The organism is Stenotrophomonas sp. MYb238 (genome assembly GCF_009496535.1).
Lineage (GTDB): Bacteria > Pseudomonadota > Gammaproteobacteria > Xanthomonadales > Xanthomonadaceae > Stenotrophomonas.
In genome coordinates this window covers 104,489-126,533 of sequence record NZ_WIDL01000006.1, presented here as the reverse complement: position 1 = coordinate 126,533, position 22,045 = coordinate 104,489, and the positions used below count along the sequence as shown (strand labels likewise).

Sequence of the window (22,045 nt, the reverse complement as noted above, 5' to 3'; positions counted from 1 at the left end):
GGCGTTGATGAAGATGTCCCCCAAGCTGTTGCTCCCGGCCGCGCTGCTGGCCCTGCTCACCGCCTGCGGCCACACGCCCCCGCGCAATCCGCTGGCGACATGGGTGCCTTCGCCCAACCAGGACGTGCGCCGGCCCAACCTGATCGTCATCCATTTCACCGAGCAGGACTCGGTGCAGCAGAGCCTGGACACGCTGCGCAGCCGCAACAGCGGCGGCCCGGTCAGCGCGCATTACCTGATCGGCGCCGACGGCAAAAACTACCAGCTGGTCAGCGACGAGCGCCGTGCCTGGCATGCCGGCTCCGGCAGCTGGGGGTCGTTCACCGACCTCAATTCGGCCTCCATCGGCATCGAACTGGACAACGACGGCAAGTCGCCGTTCGCCGAGGCGCAGATCCAGAGCCTGCTGGTGCTGCTGGAAGACCTGTGCACGCGCCTGCGCATCCCGCGCAGCCAGATCATCGGCCACCAGGACCTTGCGCCGACGCGCAAGCCCGATCCGGGCCCGCTGTTCCCGTGGAAGCGCCTGGCCGACGCCGGCTTCGGCCGCTGGCCCGCCGCCGACGCGCCGCCGGCGCCGGACGGATTCGATCCGTGGACCGCGCTGCGCCTGATCGGCTATCCGCTGGACGACCGCGCCGCCACGGTGCGCGCCTTCCGCAACCACTTCCGCGGCCAGGGCGGCACCGAACTGGACGCCGAGGACCTGCGCATCCTGCATGCGCTGGCCTCGCGCGACCCGGCCGCTCCCGCCGCGAACAACTGAGGCCGACGCATGACTCGACCGAACCGTGCATCCTTCCCCCGTACCGGACGCATTGCCATGACGTTCGCCCTGAGCCTGGCGGCGATCAGCCCGGCCGCTCTTGCCGCCGATGCCGGCGAGCGGCTGGGCCTGCCGCCGTCGCCGGCATCGACCGAGTTCGTGCAGCAGCGCACCCAGTTCCAGCTGCACACGCTGCTGACCGAGCAGCGCCACCCCAGGACCTGGAACCTGAGCGAAGTGGCCGCGACCGATCCGGCGCAGGCGCTGTCGCAGCTGTTCTCGGTGGACGAGGACGTGGCCCGCGCCTTCGCCGCGCTGGCCGACGACCCGCAGCGCATGGCGAAACTGCATGCCGCCTCGGCCGCGGTGCAGCGCGCGCTGCGCGACGGCCACCGCATCTACTTCTACGGCACCGGGTCCACCGGGCGCCTGGCCGAGACCCTGGAAAGCGGCGTGTGGCGCCCGTTCTGGATGCGCATGCAGGCCGATCCGGCGTGGCCGCGCATCGCCGCCAAGCTGCCGGCGGACCTGGGCGAGCGCGTGCGCGGCGAGATCACCGGTGGCGACCGCGCGCTGATCAGCTCGCTGGAAGGCTTCGAGGACCTGCAGTTGATCGGCGCGCTGCAGATGCGCGATGACGGCATTGGTGCCGACGACGTGGTGTTCGCGGTGACCGAAGGTGGCGAGACTTCGGCGGTGATCGGCACCGCGCTGGCCGCCGCCGACCAGCGCGGGGAAGGCACCGATCGGGTCTGGTTCGTCTACAACAATCCGGACGAGGTGCTGCGCCCGTTCGAGCGCAGCCGGCGCGTGCTCGACGACGCGCGCATCCACAAGATCGCGCTGCCCACCGGCCCGCAGGCCATCACCGGCTCCACCCGCATGCAGGCCACCACCACCAGCCTGTACGCACTGGGCCTGGTGCTGGAGGACGCGCTGCGCGCGCTGCTGCTGCCGCACCTGCCGGCGGCCGATGCGCAGCGCCTTGGCCTGGATGCCAAGGACAGCATCGAAAGCCGGCTGCGTGGCTTCGCCGGATTGCAGCGCACCGTGGCCGGCAGCGCGCCGCAGCTGGCGCAGTGGACCGTGCGCGAGGCGCAGGCCTATGCCGGTGGCCGCCACGCCACCTACCTGGCCGGCGAGACCCTGATGCCGGTATTCGTGGACGTCACCGAGCGCGCGCCGACCTTCCGGCTGGCGCCGCTGGACCGCACCGACACCACGCCGCCGGCGTCGTGGATCCGCGTATGGGCGCCGGTGGCGACCCCGCAGGCCGCCTGGGATGCCTTGCTGCACCGTCCCTTCCATGGGCTGGACGCGGCGCAGTACCGCCCGCAGTTCGAGCAGAAGGTGGACGATCCGGCGCTGCGCGGTACCGCGCTGCGCAGCCTGGAGCGCGCCGGCGCCGAGCAGCAGGCGCTGTACGACCTATCCTGGTCGCCGCAGAACCGCGAGCGCCTGCCGCCGCAAACCGACGACCTGGGCGTGCTGCTGCGCTACGCCGGCGAACCGGTGGATGCGCTCGCGCGGCAATGGTGGCAGGCGTTCGGCGATGCCGGTGCCGGCCGGCTCACCGTCACGGTGGGACACGGCGCGGGTGCCGGCGACGACCTGAAGGGCCTGGACGGCGCGGCCCAGGGCATCGCGCTGGACCTGCCGCAACGCCGCGATCCGCTCGGCCTGGACCGCACGCTGGCGCTGAAGATGCTGCTCAACGCGCATTCGACCGCGGTGATGGCGCGGCTCGGGCGCACGGTCGGCAACACCATGACCGCGGTGCAGCCGGGCAACCTCAAGCTGATCGGCCGCGCCACCTACCTGATCCAGTCGCACGTCAACGCGGTGCTCGACGGCAAGCGCTGGCGCGCGCGGCACGGCGCCACCGCGCCGCTGAGCTATGCCGAGGCCAACGTCGTGCTGTACGAGGCGATCGACCAGCGTGCGCGGCTGCCCGAAGCGGCGCAGCTGCCCGAAGTGGAACTGGCGATCGTCGCGGTGCTCGAGCGCCTGGACAACGGCAAGCCGCTGGACTGGGCCGGTGCGGCGCGGCAACTGCGCGACAAGGGCCTGAACGGCTACCTGCGCGAACGGAACTAAGCTGTAGGAGCGCACTTCAGTGCGCGATGGGGCTTTGCCGGTAGAGCCCCATCGCGCACTGAAGTGCGCTCCTACCACCACAAGCCCCTAGGAGATTGCAATGCGTAACCGCGGCCATGCCCTGGCTCTGCTGCTGGCCTGCACGAGTGCACAGGCAGCGCCGGCGGTCTCCCCCGCCGCCACGCCGGCGCAGGCCGGCATGCTGGATGTCGCCACGCTGGCGCCGGGTTTCTCGCTGGACATGCGTTATGCCGGCAGCGACAACTTCACCGGCCGCCCGGTGCCCGGCTACGACGCGCCGCGCTGCTACCTGCTCGCGCCCGTCGCACAGGCGCTGGCGCGCGTGCAGCGCACGTTGCAGGCGCAGGGCCACGCGCTGCGCCTGTACGACTGCTACCGCCCGGTGCGGTCGGTGCAGGCGTTCGTCGCCTGGGCGCACGACCCGGCCGACCAGCAGGCCAAGGCCCGCTACTACCCGAACATCGACAAGAGCCGGTTGCTGGACGGCTACATCGCCGAGCATTCCGGCCACAGCCGCGGCGCGACCGTGGACCTGGGCCTGCTCGACTGCCGCCAGGACGGTTGCACGGAAGTGGACATGGGCACCGGCTTCGACCGCTTCGATCCGCTGGCCCATACCGACAGCCCCGACATCACCCCGCAGCAGCGCGCCAACCGCCAGCTGCTGCTGGACGCGATGCGTGCCGAAGGCTTCGCCAACTATCCGATGGAATGGTGGCACTACACGTTCCGGCCCGAACCGACGCCCGACACCGCCTACGACTTCCCGGTGCGCTGACGGTCCCCCCGTAGGAGCGGCTTCAGCCGCGAAGGGGCTTTCCCATTGATCCCCTGTGGGAACGTGGCTGTCGCGGCATCTCCACGCAAGCCCCTTCGCGGCTGAAGCCGCTCCTACGCGGGTTGCGCAGCCCGGATACACTGCCGCTCCCCGTTGCGATGGCCGATAGCCGATGAACCTCGAACTGCACTACGGCCTGCTGGGCTCGCTGGAAGCGGCGCTGATCGCGCTCGCCGTCGGCTTCGTGGTGTTCTTCCTGTGGTGGCAGGTCTGCCGCCGCGCCGGCCTGTCGCAGGGCCATGCCATCGCCTGGCCGTGCCTGGCGGCGGTCGCCATCGGCGCCGGAGTGGACGGCTGGAACCTGTTCTACCTGGGCATGGTGCAGCTGGAGTCGCCGCTGTACGCGCGGCTGGCGCTGGCCGGCATCCACGATCCGGACCAGCTGGGTACGCGCGTGGTGCTGGAAGCGGCCGGTGCCCTGGTCGGCGTGGGGCTTGGATGGCGGGCGTTCAGTTCGCACGCCGCGCCGATCGACGACAGCAGCGTCGACTAACCGCGCTGGCGGCGGCCCACGGCGCCGCCGATGGAACGCCCGAATGCGTGGCTTACCCGCGGCTCACGCCGCGCTAACCAGGGCGGTAATGGATCTGCGGGCGGTGTTGGTTAAGGCCGTGTCTGCCGCCGATCCACGGGGGGCGTGCGATTCAGGGCAGGGTTGCGAGGGTGGGGGCGTGCGGATCCACCGCGCTTTCCCAACACCGCAGGAGAACACCCGATGACCGTTCGCAACCGCAACCCGTTGTTCGCCCTCGTCGCCGCCGTCGGTGCCGCGCTGGCGATGCCGGCCATGGCCCAGGACCCGCAGGCGCAGCAGGAACGCCAGGCGCAGGAACAGGCCGCCCAGGCGCAGCAGGGTACGGCCGCCGACGCCGCGGCATCGGCGTCGGCCAATGGCGATGGCCAGTCGTGGGCCAGCCTGGATACCGACGGCGACGGCAGCATCAACCGCACCGAGGCGCAGGCCCATGCCGGCCTGGCCCAGGTCTTCGATGCCGCCGACGCCGACAAGGACGGCAAGCTGACCCCCGACGAGTACCGTACCTACGCCGCCTCGCAGCAGAAGTAACCCGCCGGCGCCAGTCCGACAGGAGCGGCCGCTGGCCGCTCCTGTCGCATCCGGGGCAGCGCGACCGCGCCGGGGCCGGTTGCTATCCTGTGGCGCATGACTTCCGCATCCCCCGCATCCGTACCTTCCCCCGCCGTCGGCCTGGTCGGCTTCGACGGCGACGACACGCTCTGGAAGAGCGAGGACTACTACCGCCAGGCCGAACAGGATTTCGAGTCCGTCCTCGGCCACTACATCGACCTGCACGACGCCGGCACCGCGCAGCACCTGCTCAAGGTGGAACGGCGCAACCTCGAGGTGTTCGGCTACGGCGCCAAGGGCATGACCCTGTCGATGATCGAGGCCGCCATCGAACTGACCGGCGAGCGCATCTCCGCCGCGCACCTGCGCCAGATCGTCGAGATCGGCCGCCGCACCCTGCAGCATCCGGTCGAGGTGATCGACGGCGTGCGCGAGGCGGTGGCCGCCATCGCCGCGCGCTGGCCGGTGGTGCTGATCACCAAGGGCGACCTGTTCCACCAGGAGCAGAAGATCGAGCGCTCCGGCCTGCGCGACCTGTTCCCGCGCATCGAGATCGTCTCGGAGAAGGACCCGGCCACCTACGCGCGGGTGCTGGCCGAGTTCGACCTGCCGGCCGGGCGCTTCGTGATGATCGGCAACTCGCTGCGCTCGGACATCGAGCCGGTGCTGGCGCTCGGCGGCTGGGGCGTGCACACCCCGTACGCCGTGACCTGGGCGCACGAGGCCGAGCACGGCGTTTCCAGCGACGAACCGCGCCTGCGCCTGGCCGATACCGCCTGGCAGTGGCCGGAAGCGGTGGCGGCGATCGAGGCGGCGCACGCGTGAACAGGAACGGGGGACGGGTAAACGCGGAGGCGAAGGCAGGAGCGACGTGGCTGCGCTGCGGTTTTCTCTCGCTCCTCGTTTCTCTCCACGCGTTCCTCGTTCTTCCCGGCGTGGCATTGGCCCAGCCGGCGCCCGCTACGCCAGCCAACGCTCCCTATGAACCCGGTACCGGCGACGCCTGGCTCGACCGGCAGCTGGCCGACGTCAACCTGTACGCCGCGCGCTACCCCGACGCTTTCGTCGACGAGGTGGTGCGCTACGGCGGCGCGCGCCGCGGCTACGTCGAGGCGCTGATGCGGCAGCATGGCTGGGCGGCCGGCGACGTCTGGTTCGCCTGCTTCTGGGGCCAGGCCATCGGCGCCACCTGCCGCGAGCCGGTGCAGGCGCGCAGCCGGCACCCGGGCGAGGGCTGGAAGACCGCGGTGGAAAGCCTGCCGGTGGCGCCGGACAACCTGCATTGGCGCGCCGTGCGTCATGCGCTGGTGGCCAGCTACGACCATTGGGACCGCCCGGTCCAGCTGGACGCGCTGCTGCGGCGCCAGCTGGGCGATCGCGCCCAGCGCGACGCGGCCCGCGGTCACCCGTAGGAGCGGCTTCAGCCGCGACCGGAACGCACACGGGCAGGGCCATTCGCGGCTGAAGCCGCTCCTACGGGTTTTCGGGGGGACGACGGATGACCCGGGCCGTCATCCGGGCGAAAATGGCCGCTTCCCCCGCCACGCCGTGCCCCCCCGCCATGACCGCCGACCGTTTCGTTTCCGCCGATCACATCCGCAGCCTGTTTTCGCAGGCGATGTCGCACATGTACCGCACCGAGGTGCCGCTGTACGGCACGCTCGTGGAACTGGTGGGCGAGGTCAACGCCGGCGTGCTGGCCGCGCAGCCGGAACTGGCCGCGCAGATGGAGCGCAGCGGCGAGCGCGAGCGCCTGGACGTGGAGCGCCACGGTGCGATCCGCGTCGGCACCGCGCAGGAGCTGTGCACGCTGCGGCGCCTGTTCGCGGTGATGGGCATGCAGCCGGTGGGCTATTACGACCTGTCGGTAGCCGGGGTGCCGGTGCACTCCACCGCGTTCCGCCCGGTCGACGGCGAGGCGCTCAACCGCAACCCGTTCCGGGTGTTCACCTCGCTGCTGCGGTTGGAACTGATCGAGGACGTGACGCTGCGCGCGCAGGCCGCGCAGATCCTGTCGCGCCGCTCGATCTTCACCCCGGGAGTGCTGCAGCTGATCGAACAGTGCGAACGCGACGGCGGCCTGTCCGACGGGGATGCGTGGCGCTTCGTGGTCGAGGCGCTGGAGACCTTCCGCTGGCACAATGCCGCCACCGTGTCGCTGGCCACCTACCACGCGCTGCATGCTGCGCACCGGCTGGTGGCCGACGTGGTCAGCTTCCGCGGCCCGCACATCAACCACCTGACCCCGCGCACGCTGGACATCGACGCCGCGCAGGCGTCGATGCATGCGCGCGGCCTCGCCGCCAAGGCGGTGATCGAAGGCCCGCCGCGCCGCGACTGCCCGATCCTGCTGCGCCAGACCAGTTTCAAGGCGCTGGAGGAGCTGGTGCATTTCCCCTCGGGCGAGGACAACGCCGCCGGCACGCATACCGCGCGCTTCGGCGAGATCGAACAGCGCGGTCTGGCGCTGACCCCGAAGGGCCGCGCGCTGTACGACGCGCTGCTGGCGCAGGCGCGCGACAGCGGCGGTGCCGGCAGCACCGGCGGCGACTACGCGCAGCGCCTGCAGGCCGCGTTCGTCGGCTTCCCCGACGATCACGCCACCCTGCGCCGCGAAGGCCTGGGCTATTACCGCTACGTGCTGACCGACGCCGGCCGCGCCACGCCGGCGGCCGAGCGCACGGTGCCGGCCGAGGTGTTGATCGAGCGCGGGTTGGCGACCGCCGAGCCGATCGTCTACGAGGACTTCCTGCCGGTCAGTGCGGCGGGCATCTTCCAGTCCAATCTTGGTGGTGAGGAGCAGCGCGCCTATGCGGCGCGTGCCAACCGCGAGGCGTTCGAGCAGGCGCTGGGGGCGACGGTGGCGGATGAGTTCGCGATCTACGAGCGTCTGCAGGCGGAGTCGCTGGCGCAGTTGGCGGCCTGATCCGCATGTGGGGCGAGCCCGGCGCCCGCAGCGCGTAGCAGCGGGGCTTGCCCCGCTGGCTCCTGCTGTTTTCTTGGCTTTTGCTCTTCTGGGGACCCCTTCCGTCGGCTCCGTCGCTGCGAAAGGGAACCCGGAGGGCAAAAACCAACAGCCAACAGCCAACAGCCAACAGCCAACAGCCAACAGCAACAGCAACAGCCAACAGCAACAGCAACAGCCAACAGCACAATCACGGCAACGGTCGGTGCGTGTGTCGTACCGCTGCCGCAAACGACCAGCCGTGAGGCTGGCTGCACTCACTCCTGCCGCAATGCTGCGATCGGATCCAGCTGTGCCGCCTGGCGTGCGGGATAGACGCCGAAGGCCAGGCCCACCAGTGCGCAGAAGCCGGCCGAGAGCAGCACCGGCAGCGGCGCCCACGCCACCTGCCAGCCGGCGAAGGCGGCGATCAGGTAGGCCAGCACCGCGCCGAACAGCAGGCCCAGCAGCGCGCCGGCGATGCAGATCACGCTGGCCTCGCGCAGGAACTGCGCGACCACGTCGTTGCGGCGCGCGCCCAGGGCGCGCAGCAGGCCGATCTCGCGCCGCCGTTCCAGCACGTTGGCGAGCATGATGTTCATGATGCCGATGCCGCCGACCAGCAGGCTGACGCCGGCGATGGCGCCCATCACCACCTGGAAGATGCGCTGCGTCTTCTGGTGCTGCTGGAACAATTGTTGCGGCACCACCAACTGGTAGTCGGCGACGCCGGCATGGCGCTGGTCGAGCACCGCCGACAGCACGCCGGCGCCGGCGGCCAGCTTGTCGGGCGTGTCCAGGCGCAGCAGGAAACGGTCGATGGGGTCTTCGCGCGGCTGGAAACGGAAACGTGCCTGCGCGCTGGCCAGCGGCACGAACACGCGGTTGCTCTCCGAGCCCAGCTGCACGCCCTCGAAGTCGCGCTTGCCCAGGTCGCGGTCGGCGAGCACCCCGACTACTTCCAGCCAGACATGGTTGACCTTGAGCAGCTGCCCGACCGGATCGCGGCCGGGGAACAGGCTGGCGGCCGCCTGGTGCCCGAGTACTGCCACCGACGCCAGTGCGGCGTCGTCCTCCGCGCTCAACGCGCGTCCCTTGGCCAGCTGCAGGGAGGACAGTTCGAACCAGTCCGGGCTCACCCCGCTGGCCTGCGCGTCGCTGCCGGCGTGGTCGCTGAACACCGAGTAGGTGCGGATGCGTTTCTCCGCGGCGAACCGGTCGGCGCCGGGCACCACCTGCAGCGCCGCCTGCGCGTCGGAGAGGGTGAGGCCGAGGCTGCGGGCGCGGTTCTCGCGCAGGGTCGCGTCGTCCTGCGGCCGCGCCTCGGCGATCAGGTTGCGCAGGCCCAGTCCCTCGACCAGCTTCAGCGCCTCGCGCCGGCTGCCTTCGCCGACCGCCTGCATCGCCACGATCGCGCCGACGCCGAAGATCAGCCCGAGCAGGGTCAACAGGGTGCGCAGGCGTCGCCGCCAAAGCTCCTCGACCGCTTCGCGCCATACCTGCGGCAGTTGTGGAAGCTTTGCCTTCATCCTGCGTCCTTGTCCGTGGCGTCGTCCGTCGCCTTGTCCGGCTTCCCCTCGCTCGACGGCGCCGGGCCGCCGGCCGACAGCAGCACCTCCTCGCCGGCCTCAAGCCCCTTGAGCACCCGCGACCGCGCGCTGCCGCGCACGCCCAGCTCTATCTCGCGGCGCACGAAACCGCTGCCTTCGCGCACCTTCACCCAGTGCTTGCCGTCCTGCTGCTCGATGGCGACGTTGGCCACGCCGATGGCATCGGCCTCGCGCGCCAGCACGATCCTGGCCACGAAGCGCTGTCCGGGAACGAAGCCATGCCGGGCGATCACGTCCGCGGGCACCGGCGCGCGGACCGACAGGTATTTCACCGGACTCTCGCGCCCCAGCGTCTTGGCCGCGCTGGCGACCCACGACAGCTGGCTGGTGAAGCGCTGGTCGGGACGGCCGAGCGGGTGCAGCTCGACGCTGTTGCCGGTGGCCACGCCCTGCGCCTCGATCTGCGGCAGGTCGATCTGCACTTCCATCGCCGAGGTATCGGGAAGGCTGCCGAACTCGGTGCCGGCGTACATCGCCGCGCCGACGGCCGGCTTGTCGCCGGACCAGCTTGCCGTCAGCAGCAGCACGCCGTCGTTGGGCGCGCGCAGTTCCAGCGCGTCCAGGTCGGCCTGGCGGTCCTTGGCGGTGAGGTCGAAGGTGGCGCGCTGCGCGTCGAGCACCGCCAGTTCGGCACCGCCGCGGCTGCCGGCCTGCGCGCGGCGCCATTGCAGCGTGTCCTGCTTCTGACCGAGATAGCGGCTGTCCTCGATCGCGTCGAGCACGTCGTTGCGCGCCAGCGCCGAGAAATCGGCGCCGGCGTAGCGCTGGGCGATGCCGAGCTGGACCGCGACCTGTGCCAGGTCCACCGAAACCCTGCCCTGCGTGGCTTCCAGGTCGCCTTTCTTGGACAGGCGCGCCAGCGCGTTGCGCTGCAAATCGAGCATGGCCTGGTCGAGCTGTTGCCTGCCATCGCGGGCGGTGAAGCGGGCCAGCAGGTCGCCCTTCTTCACCGCGCTGCCCTCGGGCAGCATCCACTCGACCTGGCGCGAGGCCCAGTTCCGGCCGGGAACGTTCAGCGGCATCGGCTTGCTGGAACGCAGCTCGCCCTCGCCGTCGACGCTGAGCAGCAGTTCGCCGGCCGACACGATCTCCGATGCCGGCGGCACCGCGTCGGCGGCGCAACCGGACAGCGCCAGTGCCAACGACGCCAGCAGGAACGGTCGCGGCGTCATGCGCCTGTCTCCTTCGCCACCGGGGAGGCGGTGAGTTCAACACGGACCGCCTGCCCGGGGCGCAACCGCACGGCGGCGCCATCGAACTCGATCACGATGTCGACCACGGGAATCGGCTGCACCTGCGACTTGCTGCGCACCGCACGCCCGATGCTGGCGACCCGCCCGTGGTGCGCGCTGCCGCCGCCGCCTTCGACCACGATCCGCGCCGGCGCGCCTGCCGACACGCGCAGCAGGTCGCGTTCGGGCAACTGCGCGCGCACGGCCAGCGCGGACGCATCCGGGATCTCGGCCACGGTCTGGCCCAGCCACACCTGCGAGCCGACGTCGAACTTCTCGCCGTTCCAGCTGCTCTTGTGCACCATCACGCCGTCGCGCGGCGCGGCGATCGTCATCTGCGCCACCGATGCCTGCAGGCGTTCGACATCGGCCTGCAGCTGCGCGAGTTCGGAATCGACCAGGCGCCGTTCCTGCCGGCGCTGCTCGGCCGACTGCCGTTCGCGCTGCTGTACCAGGACCATGCGCTGCTCGGCCCGGCGCCGTTCCTCGACGAGCTTGTCGTACTGCATGGCGGCGATCAGCTCGCGCGGCTGCCCGGTCTTGCGCTGCGCCTTCTCCAGCGCGGCAAGGGCCTCGGCGGTGGAAAGCCGCTCGGTGCGCTCGCGCTCGGCCAGGTCGAGCAGCAGCTTCTCGCGCTCGCGCTGCTTCTCCTGCAGCTTGCTCTGCTTCTCGCCGAGGTCGCGCAGCAACTGGCTGCTGTCGAAGGCCAGCACCGGCTGGTCCTTGCTGACCGGCGAGCCATCGGGGGCGAGCTGGGTGACCTTGAACTGCCACATGCGGTCCACCGAGGGCGACATCAGCTGCACCGCGCGCTGGGCGTAGACCTCGCCATCGATGCGCAGCGTGCCGCCACCGGCGGCCGAGGCCGCCAGCGCGGCGGCGAGCAGGACCGGCAGGCACAGGCGTGCGTACGGGTGTTTCATCGCGGCATTCCCTCTCCGGCGGCAGGCGCATCGGCGATCACCCGCACGCTCATGCCCGGCAGCAGCGGCAGCCTGCCCGGATCGAACGCGATGTCGACCAGGAAGTAGAGCCCGTCGCCCCATTCGGGCCGGCGCTCGGGCGCGCCGCCGATGGCGGTGATGCGCCCTGCCACGGCGCTGCCGGGCACAGCGTCGAATCCCAGGCGAGCCGCCTGGCCGACCCGCAGTGCCTGGCGGTCGGGCTGCAACGCCCAGGCACGGACCGCGAACCGGCTGGTCGTGGCCACCACCTCGCCGGCCCGGCTGCCCGGCATCGTCGAGGAACCCTCGTCGATGCGGCCGCCGATCCAGTTGTTGTTGAAACCGTGCACGACGATGCCGTCGCGGTCGGCGCGGACCTCGGCGGTGCGCACCAGCGCGGCATGGTAGTCGCGCTGGACTTCCAGCTTGCGGATCTCCAGCCGGTTGTCCTCGCGGCGCCGGCGTACCGCCTCGCGCGCTTCGGCCAGCAGGCGGCGCTGCAGTTCCACTTCGCGCGTGGCGCTGTCGAGTTCGCCCTGGTAGCGGTCGTAATCGAGGTCCGAGACCAGGCCCTTGGGGATCTTCGCGTCGATCCTGGCCGCGGCGAGCTTGGCCTGCGCATCGACCAGCGCCAGTTCGGCATCGACCGTCTTGACCTCCAGCTCGGCGATCTCCTTGTTGCCCTTGGCCGCGGACTGTTCGATCTGTGCCTCCAGATCGGGAATCATCGCCGCCGACTGCCCGGGATCGATGCGCAGGACGACCTCGCCTTTCTTCACCGGCTCGCCTTCGGGCACGAAATAGCGGATCACCACCGGCGAGCTGTTCGACTGCGGGGTGAGGATGACCTGGCTGTCGATCGAGCGTACCTCGCCGGTCAGCACCACCTTCGCCGCCGCGGGCACGGCGGTTGCGAAGCACAGCGCCGCTGCCGCCACCAGCTCAGTGCAGCGCCGAATCATGCTCGATCCTGCCGTCGTGCAACCGGACCCGGCGCGGCGCGCGCGCGGCGATGTCGTTGTCGTGGGTCACCAGCACCACGGTCTGGCCGTCGCGGTGCACCTCGTCGATCAGCGCCAGCACGTCGGCCGCGCTGCGCGAATCGAGGTTGCCGGTGGGTTCGTCGGCCAGCAGCAGGGCCGGGCGCAGCAGCAGGGCGCGGGCGATGGCGGCGCGCTGCATCTGCCCGCCGGAAAGCTCGCTGGGACGGTGGTGGCGGCGTTCGGCCAGGCCGACCCGTTCCAGCAGCGCGTCGGCGCGCTCGTGCGCTTCGGCCGGCGGCTGGCGGTGGAAGCGCAGCGGCAGCAGCACGTTCTCGCGCACGGTCAACCGCGGCAGCAGGTGGAAGCTCTGGAAAACGAAGCCGATGCGGCGGTTGCGGATGTCGCTGCTGGCCTCGTCGTCGAGCGTGGCCACGTCGCGTTCCTCGATCAGGTAGTGACCGCTGGTCGGGTGGTCGAGGCAGCCCAGGATGTTGAGCAGGCTGGATTTGCCCGAGCCGGACTGGCCGGTGATGGCGACGAACTCGCCTGCGCCGATCTTCAGGCTCACATCGGCCAGCGCCCGTACGGTCTGTCCACTCATGGCGTAGTGCCGGTGTACGTTGCGCAGCTCTATCACGGTCCGGTCATCCTGACTGCCCCTTTGGTCCTGTGCCCGATGCTAGCCGAAGAGGTGGCGGCAAGGCCATGGTCGGGGAGCTGGATCGAGGCTCGCAGCGGGTGTCGATGGCCCGGCTTGCTTGCCCGTTGGCCGCAGGCATGATCATGCGTGGGTTTGGTTGCTGCTGTCGTTGCTGTTGCTGGTGATTCTGCTCTTGGCTCCTGATTTCCCCGGCCGTAGAGCGAGCCGAGCACCGCAGCGTGGCGAGGGGCGAAGAGGCGCACGTGTCTGAGCGAAGCGAGTTGTGCGCTGCCCCCTCGGCACGCGAGGAGCACAGGGGACCGGCGGGCGCAGCCCGACGGATCGCGGCCCGGCCCGTGTTGACCAGCCATTCGGCTGTTGAAGAGCGTTTCTCTTGGCTACTTCTCTTTGCACGAGCAAAGAGAAGTAGCTCGCGCCCGATAGGGGGCGAAAGCTCTTGATCTTGTTTCAGCCGTTGCTTGCATTCCTGCTCTGGGAAGGAGCAATAGCCAAGGCATAGACACAAGAACGAAATCTTGAAAGCAAGGCTTTCACTCCTGCTTCGCAGGAGCGAGTTACTTCTCTTTGCTCGTGCAAAGAGAAGTAACCAAGAGAGGTGCTTTCCAACAGCCGAATGGCTGGTCAACACGCCCCTGCCTCCGCACCCAGCCCGCTGCGCGGGCTGGGTCCACTACGCCGGCGGGATTTTTCGACGAGGCATCCCTGTCTCGTCGAAAAACGACGTGCTCGCCCACTTCGCGGTCGAGTCCGGGGCAGTCGCCGCACGGCGCCTGCCCGTCCGGCGGGGCGAAGCAGTGCTTCGCCTTTTTCCGCCGAACCCATGCACGTCGCCCCTGCGGGGTCTTGTCCGTCGACTCCGTCGCTGTGGAAGGGGACCCGGAAGTCAAAAGCTAGAAGCAACGGCAAAATCACAGCAACGGCAACGGCAACGGCAACGGCAATGCGCCGCGACGGGGGCGTGGTGCCGTGTAGTGCACGGCAGAGGCTTTCCCGGCTACGCGTTTGAGCGGGACGTTGCCGTTTGAGCAGGACGTTGCCCGTGCGGGGACGATCAGGCCCGGGCGATCCGCCGCTGCCTTCTGCGCTCGCGGCGCCGTGCGCGCCAGCCGCGCCAGTGCTGCTGCAGGCAGGAGAAGATCACGTACAGCGCCGGGGTGCTGAGCAGGGTCAGGCTCTGCGAGATCAGCAGGCCGCCGATCATCGCGATGCCGAGCGGGCGGCGCAGTTCCGAGCCTTCGCCCAGGCCGATGGCCAGCGGCAGCGCCGCCAGGATCGCCACCATCGTGGTCATCATGATCGGGCGGAAGCGCACGATGCTGGCCTCGCGCACGGCCTCGGCCGGGGACTTGCCGTGCTCGCGCTGCGCCACCAGGGCGAAGTCGATCATCATGATCGCGTTCTTCTTGACGATGCCGATCAGCAGCACCAGCGCGATGGTCGAGATCACCGACAGGTCGGTATTGGTCATCCACAGCGCCAGCAGCGCGCCCATGCCGGCGGCCGGCAGGGTGGACAGGATCGTCACCGGGTGCACCAGGTTCTCGTACAGCATGCCCAGCACGATGTAGACCGTGGCGATGGCGGCGATGATCAGCATCAGCATCGCGGTGGGGTCCAGCGCCTGGCGGAAGCCGCCGGGCTCGGCCTGGCGGATGTCGCCGGGCATGCGCAGGCCGTCGATGGCGGCCTTGACGATGGTATCGCCCTCGCCGCTGCTCACGCCCGGGGCGAGGTTGTAGCTCAGGTCCATCACCGTGTACTGGTTCTGGTGGGTCACCTGCGATGGCGCCAGGCCCGGTTCCTGGTGGGCGAAGGCGGTCAGCGGGATCATCTGCCCGCTGCTGGAGCGCACGTACACGTCGTTGATCGCGGCCGGGCTGCCGGTCTGTTCCGGCAGCGCGTTGACCACCACGCCGTACTGGTTGAGGTCGGCGTAGATGGTGGAGATCTGGCGCTGGCCGAAGGCGCCGTACAGCGCGCCGTCGATGGCGCCGATGCTCACGCCCAGGCGCGAGGCCTTCTCGCGGTCGATGACGATCCGCTGCATCAGCCCGCCCTTGTCCACGTCCGAGCCGACATCGCGCAGCTTGGGGTTCTGCTTCAGCGTTTCCACCAGCTTCGGCAGCCATTCGGCCAGTTGCGCGGCGTCGTTGCCCTGCAGGGTGACGCGGTTCTGCGCGCCCTGGCCGCCACCGCCGCCGCCATCGGAGGGCAGGTCCTGGATGGCGCGCAGGCGCACGTCCAGGTCGGGGAACTGCGCGGCCTTGGCACTCAGTCGCGCGACCACCAGGCTGGTGGCCTCGCGCCGGCCCTCGGCCATGGTCTTCAGTTCGATGTTGAACTGCGCGCTGCTGCCCTGGCGGCTGGAGCCCAGCCGCGCGCCGACCATCTTCACCGCCGGGTCGGCCAGGAACATGTCGCTCAGGCGCCGCTGGCGCGCGCTCATCTCGTTGAAGGACACGGTGGCGCTGGAACTGGCGCGGCCCCAGATCAGGCCGGTGTCCTGCTCGGGGAAGTTGCCCTTGCCGACCGCGCCGGCGAGGTAGAAGGTGGCCACGATCAGCAGCAGCGGGGTGAGCGCCAGCATCAGCGCGTGGCGCAGCGAGAAATCCAGCGCGACCGTATAGACCTTCAGCATGCCGCCGTGCACGCTGTCGAGCAGGCGGTGCATGCGCGACTGACGCACGTGCGCCTCGTGCGGCTGCAGGAAACGCGCGCACAGCGCCGGGGTCAGGGTCAGCGATACCAGCGCCGAGACCATGATCGCCGCCACCAGGGTCAGGGTGAACTCGCGGAAGAACGCGCCGAGCATGCCCTGGGCGAAGATGATCGGCAGGAACACCGCCACCAGCGAGGCGGTGATCGAGACGATGGTGAAGCCGATCTCGCGCGCGCCGGCCATCGCCGCCTGCATGCGCGGCATGCCGTCGTCGAGGTGGCGCATGATGTTCTCGATCACCACGATGGCGTCGTCGACGACGAAACCAATGGCGATGACCAGCGCCAGCAGGGTCAGGTTGTTGAGGGTGAAGCCCAGCACCATCATCACCACCGCCGCGCCGGCCAGCGACAGCGGCACGGTCACCGCCGCGATCAGGGTCGGCGCCAGCCGGCGCAGGAACAGCGCCATGGTCAGCACCACCATCGCCAGGCTGATCATCAGCGTGATCTGCACCTCGGCCAGCGAGGCGCGGATGGTCGGGGTGCGGTCGAAATAGGGCGTGAGCGTGGTGCCGGCGTCGAGGTAGCCGGACAGCGCCGGCATCTCCGACTTCACCCGGTCCACGGTCGCCACCAGGTTGGCGCCGCTGCGCAGGTAGACGTACATCAGCACGCCGCGCTTGCCGTTGAACCACGCCGCCTGGAACGCGTCCTGCTGGCCGTCGTAGACGGTGGCGATGTCCTTCAGCCGCACCACTGCGCCGTCGTGGGTGGCGATGGCGACGTTGGCGAAGTCGGCGGCCTTGCGCACCTGGTCGTTGAGGATGATGGCGGTCTGGCTGCTGCCGTCGCTGAGGAAACCCAGCGGCGAGGCCACGTTGGCCGCGCGCATGGCGTTGCGCAGGTCGTCCGGGCTCAGCCCGAGTGCGTTCATCGCGCGCAGGTTGAGGTCCACGCGCACGGCGGGAGTGGAGGCGCCGGCGATGTCCACCTGCGACACGCCCGGCAGCTGGCGCAGGCGCTGCGCCAGCAGCGAATCGGCCAGGTTGTAGAGCTCGGCAACGGACTGCGTTTCCGAGGTCAGCGACAGCGCGATCACCGGATCGTCGTTGGGGTTGGCCTTCTGGTAGGTCGGCGTGCCGATGCCGGCCGGCAGGTCGGCCATGGCGGCGTTGATCGCCGCCTGCACGTCCTGCGCCGCGGCGTCGATGTCGCGGCTGGTGTCGAACATCAGGAACACCATGCTGCGGCCGTCGCTGCTGCTCGACCGCATGGTGCTGATGCCCGGCACCTGGCCGAGGTGGCGTTCCAGCGGCGCGGTGACGGTGGCGGCCATGGTGTCGGCGTCGGCGCCGATGTTGCTGGCCTGCACGAAGATCACCGGAATCGACAGGTTCGGCAGCGCCGCCACGCCCAGCCGCAGGTAACAGAGCAGGCCGGCGAAGAACAGGCCGATGGCCAGCAGGCTGATGCCGATCGGGCGCTTGATGAAGGGCGCGGAAATATTCATCCGGCGCGCTTGCCGGTAGCCTGCAGGCGCGCGGCGGCACGCTGCTCGCGGCGCCTGGCGGCCCATTCGGACAGGCGTTCGAAGTACAGGTAGATCACCGGCGTGGTGTACAGCGTGACCAGCTGCGACAGCAGCAGGCCGCCGACGATGGCCACGCCCAGCGGGCGCCGCAGTTCCGAGCCGATGCCGGTGCCCAGCGCCAGCGGCAGCGCGCCGAGCATGGCCGCAGCGGTGGTCATCATGATCGGGCGGAAGCGCAGCAGGCAGGCGCGGCGGATCGCGTCGAAGGCGTTCATGCCGGCGCGCTGCGCGTCCAGCGCGAAGTCGATCATCATGATCGCGTTCTTCTTGACGATGCCGATCAGCAGCACGATGCCGACGATGCCGTCCACCGACAGGCTCATGCCGCACAGGTACAGCGCCAGCAGCGCGCCGACGCCGGCCGGGGGCAGGGTGGAGATGATGGTCAGCGGGTGGATCCAGCTCTCGTAGAGCACGCCCAGCACGATGTAGATCACCGCGATGGCGGCCAGCAGCAGCATCACCACGTCGGTCTGGCTGCTGGAGAACTCGGCGGCGGTGCCGACGAACTGCGCCTGCATCTGCTGCGGCAGCTGCAGCTCGGCGACTGCCTTGTTGATCGCCGCCACGCCCTCGGACAGCGAGTAGCCCGGCGCCAGGTTGAAGGAGATCGTCGCCGACGGCAGCTGCTGCTGGTGGCTGACGATCAGCGGCGCGGTGCCGGGCGTGGCGGTGGCGATCGCCGACAGCGGGATGGTGCCGCCGGCGCCCAGCGCGATGCCGGTGTTGCTGTTGCCGATGCCGGTGGCGGTGGAGGAGTTGCTGGAGCTGACCTGGCCCAGGGTGGTGGCGTTGCTGCCGGTCAGCGCGCCGCTGCCGTTGCTGCCGATCGCCAGCTGGTTCATCAGCGCGTCGGAGGTGCGGAACTCCGGCGCCACCTCCAGCACCACGCGGTACTGGTTGAGCTGGGTGAAGATGGTGGAGATCTGGCGCTGGCCGTAGGCGTCGTACAGCGTGTCGTCGATGGTCTGCATCGGCACGCCGTAGCGGCTGGCCTTGTCGCGGTCCACTTCCACGTGCAGGGCGCGGCCGTGGTCGGCCAGGTTGTTGTCCACGTCGGCCAGCTCGGGCAGGCGGCGCAGCGCATCGGTGACGCGCGCGGCCTGTTCGGCCAGCTCCCTGCTGTCCATGTCCGACAGCGAGAACTGGTAGGCGGTGGCGGCCACGCGCGTGTCCAGGGTCACGTCCTGCACCGGCTTGAGGTACAGCGCCACGCCGGGGATGTGCGCGGCGGCGGCCTGCAGCCGCGGCAGGATCGCATCCAGGCTGCCGCGTTCGCCGCGGTCCTTGAGCACGATGTTCAGCTGGCCTTGGTTGAGCGTGGGGTTCATCGAGCCGGCGCCGATGTAGGCGGCCACGCCGGTCACCGCCTCGTCCTGGCGCAGCGCCTCGGCCACGGCGCGGGTGCGCTGCTGCATCTGCTCGAAGGCCACGTTCTGGTCGGCGATCACCACGCCGGTGATCATGCCGGTGTCCTGGTCGGGCAGCAGGCCTTTGGGTATCGCGATGTACAGCAGCACGGTCAGCGCCACCGAGCCCAGCGCGATGCCCAGGGTCATGCGCTGGTGGCGCAGCACCCAGTCCAGGCTGGACTCATACATATGCACCAGCTTCGACCACGCCGTCACCTTGCCCTGCGCGGCGGCGCGCTCGTGGGCGTCGTCGCCCTCGGGCAGCGCGTCGGGCTTGAGCAGGTAGGCGCACATCATCGGGGTGAGCGTCAGCGAGATCAGCATCGAGATCGCCACCGCGATCGACAGCACCCAGGCGAACTCGTGGAACAGGCGGCCGGTCACTCCCGGCATCAGGATCAGCGGCAGGAACACCGCGATCAGCGACACGGTCAGCGACAAGACGGTAAAACCAATCTCCTTCGCACCGGTCTCGGCCGCCTCCTGGCCGTCCTTGCCCTGCTCGATGTAGCGCACGATGTTCTCGATCATCACGATCGCATCGTCGACCACGAAACCGGTGGCCACGGTCAGCGCCATCAGCGACAGGTTGTCCAGCGACATGCCGGCAAACGCCATCACCCCGAAGGTGCCCAGCAGCGACAGCGGCACCGCCACCGACGGGATCACGGTGGCCCACAACCGGCGCAGGAATACGAAGATCACCGCCACCACCAGGCAGATGGTGAGGACCAGGGTGAACTGCACGTCGTGCACCGAGGCGCGGATGGTGACGGTGCGGTCGGAGAACACGTCCAGCTTCACGTCCGCCGGCAGCATGTTCTGCAGGCCGGGCAGGATCTGGCGGATGTTCTGCACGGTCTTGACGATGTTGGCGCCGGGCTGGCGCCGCACTTCCAGCAGCACCGCCGGCCTGCCGTCGGCCCAGGCGGCGATCTGGTCGTTCTCCACGCCGTCGACCACGCTGGCCACGTCGCGCAGCCGCACCGGCGCGCCGTTCTTGTAGCGCACGATGATGTCGTTGTAGTCCGACGCGTCGCTGAGCTGGTCGTTGGTGGAGAGCGTGTAGCTCTGGGTCTTGCCGTTGAGCGAGCCCTTGGGCGCGTTGACGTTGGCCTGGGTCAGCGCGCTGCGCAGGTCTTCCAGGGTCATGCCCATGTTGGCCAGCTGCGCCGGGTTGGCCTGGATGCGTACGGCCGGGCGCACGTTGCCGGCGATGGACACCAGGCCGACGCCGTCCACCTGCGACAGGCGCTGCGCCAGCACCGAGTCGGCCAGGTCGTTGACCTCGCGCAGCGGGCGCGTGTCCGAGGCCAGCTTGAGGGTCAGGATCGGCGCGTCGGCCGGGTTCACCCGGTTGTAGACCGGCTGGTATGGCAGCGAGCCGGGCAGGGTGGCCTGGCGGATCGCCGCCTGCACGTCCTGCGCGGCGGTGTCGATGTCGCGCTCCATCGAGAACTGCAGCACGATGGTGGACAGGCCGGCCGAGGAATCGGAGGTCATCAGGTCCAGGCCGGAGATCTGGCCCAGCTGCCGCTCCAGCGGCGTGGTCACCAGCGAGGCCATGGTCTGCGCGCTGGCGCCGGGGTATTGCGTGGTCACGACCAGGCTGGGCGCCTCGATCTCGGGCAGGGCCGAAACCGGCAGGCGCTGGTAGCCGAGGATGCCGAGCAGCATCAGGCCGACCATCAGCAGCGAGGTGGCGATGGGGCGGCGGATGAAGAGAGTCGAGAAGCCCACGGTCGGTTCCTGTGGTGAGAGTGTGGCGCGGCGCCGGGCGGTCAGTACCGGCCCATGTTCCCGCCGCGCTCGTTGCGCGCGCCGTGTGCGGCGCGCGCGTATGCGTATGTGTCCCGCGCCCGCATCGCGCCATCGCGCGCCGCGGGCAGGGACCGGGCGTCAGCGCGGGCCACGGCCGCCCCGGCCGGCGCCGCGCTTCTGGCTGGCGGCCTTCAGCTGTTCCTCGGTCGGCGCCGGCGGCGCCTGGCCCGGTTGCAGCGGATTGACCTTGACGCCTTCCTTGAGCCGGAACTGACCCTCGGTCACCACCTTGTCGCCGGGCTGCAGGCCCTTGCTGACGACCACGTGGCTGTCGTCGACCTGGCCGCCCTGCACCACGTCGCGCAGGGTGACGGTGTTGTCCGGCTTGATCAGGTAGACGAAGTCGCCGGTGCTGCTGCGCTGCACGGCCTCGGCCGGCACCACCACCGCGTCGGGCAGCTCGTCGAGCTTCATGCGCACGTTGACGAACTGGCCCGGCCACAGCGCCTTGTCGGCGTTGGGGAATTCGGCGCGCAGGCGGAAGGTGCCGCTGGTGGCGCTGATCTGGTTGTCCACCACCTGCAGCCTGCCGTTGGCATTGACCACCGCGCCGCCGGCGCGGTCCAGCGTCGCCGCTTCCAGCGGGCCGTTGCCCTGCGCGGTGCGCACCGCTTCCAACTGCTGCTCGGGCAGGTTGAACAGCACGTAGATCGGCTGCAGCTGGGTCAGCGTGACCAGGGCGGTGCCGGCGCCGACCACGTTGCCCGGGTCCACCGCGCGGATGCCGGCCACGCCGTCGATGGGCGAGACGATGCGGGTATAGCCCAGCTGCACCTTGCTCTGGTTCGCGGTGGCCTGGGCGGCGGCCACCGCCGCCTGGTACTGGGCGACCTGGTTGCGCAGGGTGGTCAGGTCGGTCTGCGCCACGTACTGGCGGTAGGCCTCGGAATTGGACCGCTCGTAGTTGGACTGGGCGGTGGCCAGCAGGGCCTGGTTCTGGCGCTGGCTGGCGATGGCCTGGTCGTACTGGGCCTGGAAGGTGCGCGGGTCGATCCGGGCCAGCAGGTCGCCCTTCTTCACCGTCTGCCCTTCCTTGAAATCGACGCTCAGCAGTTCGCCGCCGACCTGCGGGCTGACCGTGACCGTGTTGTACGCGGCCACCGTGCCCTGCGCGGTGACGTAGACCGGCACGTTCCTGCGTTCGGCGGCCACCGCGGTGACCGGCACCGGGTCGCGCGCCTTGTCGCCGCCGCCCCAGCCGCCGGGCGCCCCCGCGGCCGGCGCCGCGCCTCCGGCCTTCTTGCCGCCTCCCATCACCCGGTAGCCGATTCCCCCCACTAGCAGGATGGCGACGACGAGCAGCACGATCTTCCAGAAACGCGACATGCGGAAAACTCCCGAGGAACCGATTGGCGAAGGGGCTGGCGGAACGGCGCA

General features: G+C 70.1%; 16 protein-coding genes. 8 read left to right on the top strand and 8 right to left on the bottom strand.

Features of this window, described 5'->3' with window-relative positions; translation table 11 throughout:
• Positions 1–7: 7 nt before the first annotated feature.
• The 8 genes from CQ393_RS06165 (at position 8) to CQ393_RS06130 (ending at position 7,735) form a co-directional block, all read left to right on the top strand.
• Positions 8–766, top strand: a complete 759-nt coding sequence (locus tag CQ393_RS06165; RefSeq protein ID WP_153190678.1) for an N-acetylmuramoyl-L-alanine amidase — start codon at positions 8–10, stop codon at positions 764–766.
• Positions 767–823: 57 nt separating this feature from the next.
• Entirely contained in the window at positions 824–2,863 is a 2,040-nt protein-coding gene (locus CQ393_RS06160; RefSeq protein ID WP_153190677.1) for a hypothetical protein, read from the top strand.
• A 100-nt stretch (positions 2,864–2,963) separates the two neighbouring features.
• Positions 2,964–3,662, top strand: coding sequence for a M15 family metallopeptidase (locus CQ393_RS06155; protein ID WP_153190676.1), 699 nt, complete (start codon positions 2,964–2,966; stop codon positions 3,660–3,662).
• 172 nt (positions 3,663–3,834) lie between these two features.
• Entirely contained in the window at positions 3,835–4,215 is a 381-nt protein-coding gene (locus CQ393_RS06150; RefSeq protein WP_153190675.1) for a hypothetical protein, read from the top strand.
• A 222-nt stretch (positions 4,216–4,437) separates the two neighbouring features.
• Complete coding sequence (locus CQ393_RS06145) at positions 4,438–4,788, top strand: EF-hand domain-containing protein (protein WP_153190674.1); 351 nt, start codon at positions 4,438–4,440, stop codon at positions 4,786–4,788.
• Positions 4,789–4,884: 96 nt separating this feature from the next.
• Complete coding sequence (locus tag CQ393_RS06140) at positions 4,885–5,634, top strand: HAD family hydrolase (RefSeq protein WP_153190673.1); 750 nt, start codon at positions 4,885–4,887, stop codon at positions 5,632–5,634.
• A 110-nt stretch (positions 5,635–5,744) separates the two neighbouring features.
• Entirely contained in the window at positions 5,745–6,221 is a 477-nt protein-coding gene (locus CQ393_RS06135) for a hypothetical protein (protein WP_343199683.1), read from the top strand.
• Between the two features lie 149 nt (positions 6,222–6,370).
• Positions 6,371–7,735 (top strand): VOC family protein, encoded by a 1,365-nt coding sequence (locus tag CQ393_RS06130; RefSeq protein ID WP_153190672.1) that lies wholly within the window; start codon positions 6,371–6,373, stop codon positions 7,733–7,735.
• Positions 7,736–8,031: 296 nt separating this feature from the next.
• Here the strand turns inward: CQ393_RS06130 and CQ393_RS06125 are convergent, their stop codons facing one another.
• The 8 genes from CQ393_RS06125 to CQ393_RS06090 all read right to left on the bottom strand — a co-directional run bounded on the left by CQ393_RS06125 (position 8,032) and on the right by CQ393_RS06090 (position 21,994).
• Positions 8,032–9,282, bottom strand: a complete 1,251-nt coding sequence (locus CQ393_RS06125) for an ABC transporter permease (RefSeq protein ID WP_153190671.1) — start codon at positions 9,280–9,282, stop codon at positions 8,032–8,034.
• On the bottom strand, positions 9,279–10,535 hold the full coding sequence (locus CQ393_RS06120; protein WP_153190670.1) for a hypothetical protein: 1,257 nt from the start codon (positions 10,533–10,535) through the stop codon (positions 9,279–9,281). Before CQ393_RS06120 ends, CQ393_RS06125 begins: the two co-directional genes overlap by 4 nt.
• Positions 10,532–11,518, bottom strand: coding sequence for an efflux RND transporter periplasmic adaptor subunit (locus CQ393_RS06115; RefSeq protein WP_194269596.1), 987 nt, complete (start codon positions 11,516–11,518; stop codon positions 10,532–10,534). The genes CQ393_RS06120 and CQ393_RS06115 overlap by 4 nt, the downstream gene beginning before the upstream one ends.
• Positions 11,515–12,501: an HlyD family efflux transporter periplasmic adaptor subunit gene (locus CQ393_RS06110; protein WP_153190668.1), complete on the bottom strand. Its 987-nt coding sequence runs from the start codon at positions 12,499–12,501 to the stop codon at positions 11,515–11,517. The genes CQ393_RS06115 and CQ393_RS06110 overlap by 4 nt, the downstream gene beginning before the upstream one ends.
• On the bottom strand, positions 12,482–13,123 hold the full coding sequence (locus tag CQ393_RS06105) for an ABC transporter ATP-binding protein (protein ID WP_153190667.1): 642 nt from the start codon (positions 13,121–13,123) through the stop codon (positions 12,482–12,484). The genes CQ393_RS06110 and CQ393_RS06105 overlap by 20 nt, the downstream gene beginning before the upstream one ends.
• 1,111 nt (positions 13,124–14,234) lie before the next feature.
• A complete protein-coding gene (locus CQ393_RS06100) occupies positions 14,235–17,354 on the bottom strand; it encodes an efflux RND transporter permease subunit (RefSeq protein ID WP_153190666.1) in 3,120 nt (1,039 codons plus the stop codon).
• On the bottom strand, positions 17,351–20,587 hold the full coding sequence (locus CQ393_RS06095) for an efflux RND transporter permease subunit (RefSeq protein WP_343199678.1): 3,237 nt from the start codon (positions 20,585–20,587) through the stop codon (positions 17,351–17,353). The genes CQ393_RS06100 and CQ393_RS06095 overlap by 4 nt, the downstream gene beginning before the upstream one ends.
• 159 nt (positions 20,588–20,746) lie before the next feature.
• Positions 20,747–21,994 (bottom strand): efflux RND transporter periplasmic adaptor subunit, encoded by a 1,248-nt coding sequence (locus CQ393_RS06090; RefSeq protein ID WP_153190665.1) that lies wholly within the window; start codon positions 21,992–21,994, stop codon positions 20,747–20,749.
• Positions 21,995–22,045: the final 51 nt, after the last annotated feature.

Coding starts and splice junctions, on each gene's coding strand:
- CQ393_RS06130 (WP_153190672.1), top strand. CDS start 6,371: ATGACCGCCGACCGTTTCGTTTCCGCCGATCACATCCGCAGCCTGTTT.
- CQ393_RS06165 (WP_153190678.1), top strand. CDS start 8: ATGAAGATGTCCCCCAAGCTGTTGCTCCCGGCCGCGCTGCTGGCCCTG.
- CQ393_RS06105 (WP_153190667.1), bottom strand. CDS start 13,123: ATGAGTGGACAGACCGTACGGGCGCTGGCCGATGTGAGCCTGAAGATC.
- CQ393_RS06100 (WP_153190666.1), bottom strand. CDS start 17,354: ATGAATATTTCCGCGCCCTTCATCAAGCGCCCGATCGGCATCAGCCTG.
- CQ393_RS06090 (WP_153190665.1), bottom strand. CDS start 21,994: ATGTCGCGTTTCTGGAAGATCGTGCTGCTCGTCGTCGCCATCCTGCTA.
- CQ393_RS06110 (WP_153190668.1), bottom strand. CDS start 12,501: ATGATTCGGCGCTGCACTGAGCTGGTGGCGGCAGCGGCGCTGTGCTTC.
- CQ393_RS06155 (WP_153190676.1), top strand. CDS start 2,964: ATGCGTAACCGCGGCCATGCCCTGGCTCTGCTGCTGGCCTGCACGAGT.
- CQ393_RS06115 (WP_194269596.1), bottom strand. CDS start 11,518: ATGAAACACCCGTACGCACGCCTGTGCCTGCCGGTCCTGCTCGCCGCC.
- CQ393_RS06150 (WP_153190675.1), top strand. CDS start 3,835: ATGAACCTCGAACTGCACTACGGCCTGCTGGGCTCGCTGGAAGCGGCG.
- CQ393_RS06125 (WP_153190671.1), bottom strand. CDS start 9,282: ATGAAGGCAAAGCTTCCACAACTGCCGCAGGTATGGCGCGAAGCGGTC.
- CQ393_RS06160 (WP_153190677.1), top strand. CDS start 824: ATGACGTTCGCCCTGAGCCTGGCGGCGATCAGCCCGGCCGCTCTTGCC.
- CQ393_RS06145 (WP_153190674.1), top strand. CDS start 4,438: ATGACCGTTCGCAACCGCAACCCGTTGTTCGCCCTCGTCGCCGCCGTC.
- CQ393_RS06140 (WP_153190673.1), top strand. CDS start 4,885: ATGACTTCCGCATCCCCCGCATCCGTACCTTCCCCCGCCGTCGGCCTG.
- CQ393_RS06120 (WP_153190670.1), bottom strand. CDS start 10,535: ATGACGCCGCGACCGTTCCTGCTGGCGTCGTTGGCACTGGCGCTGTCC.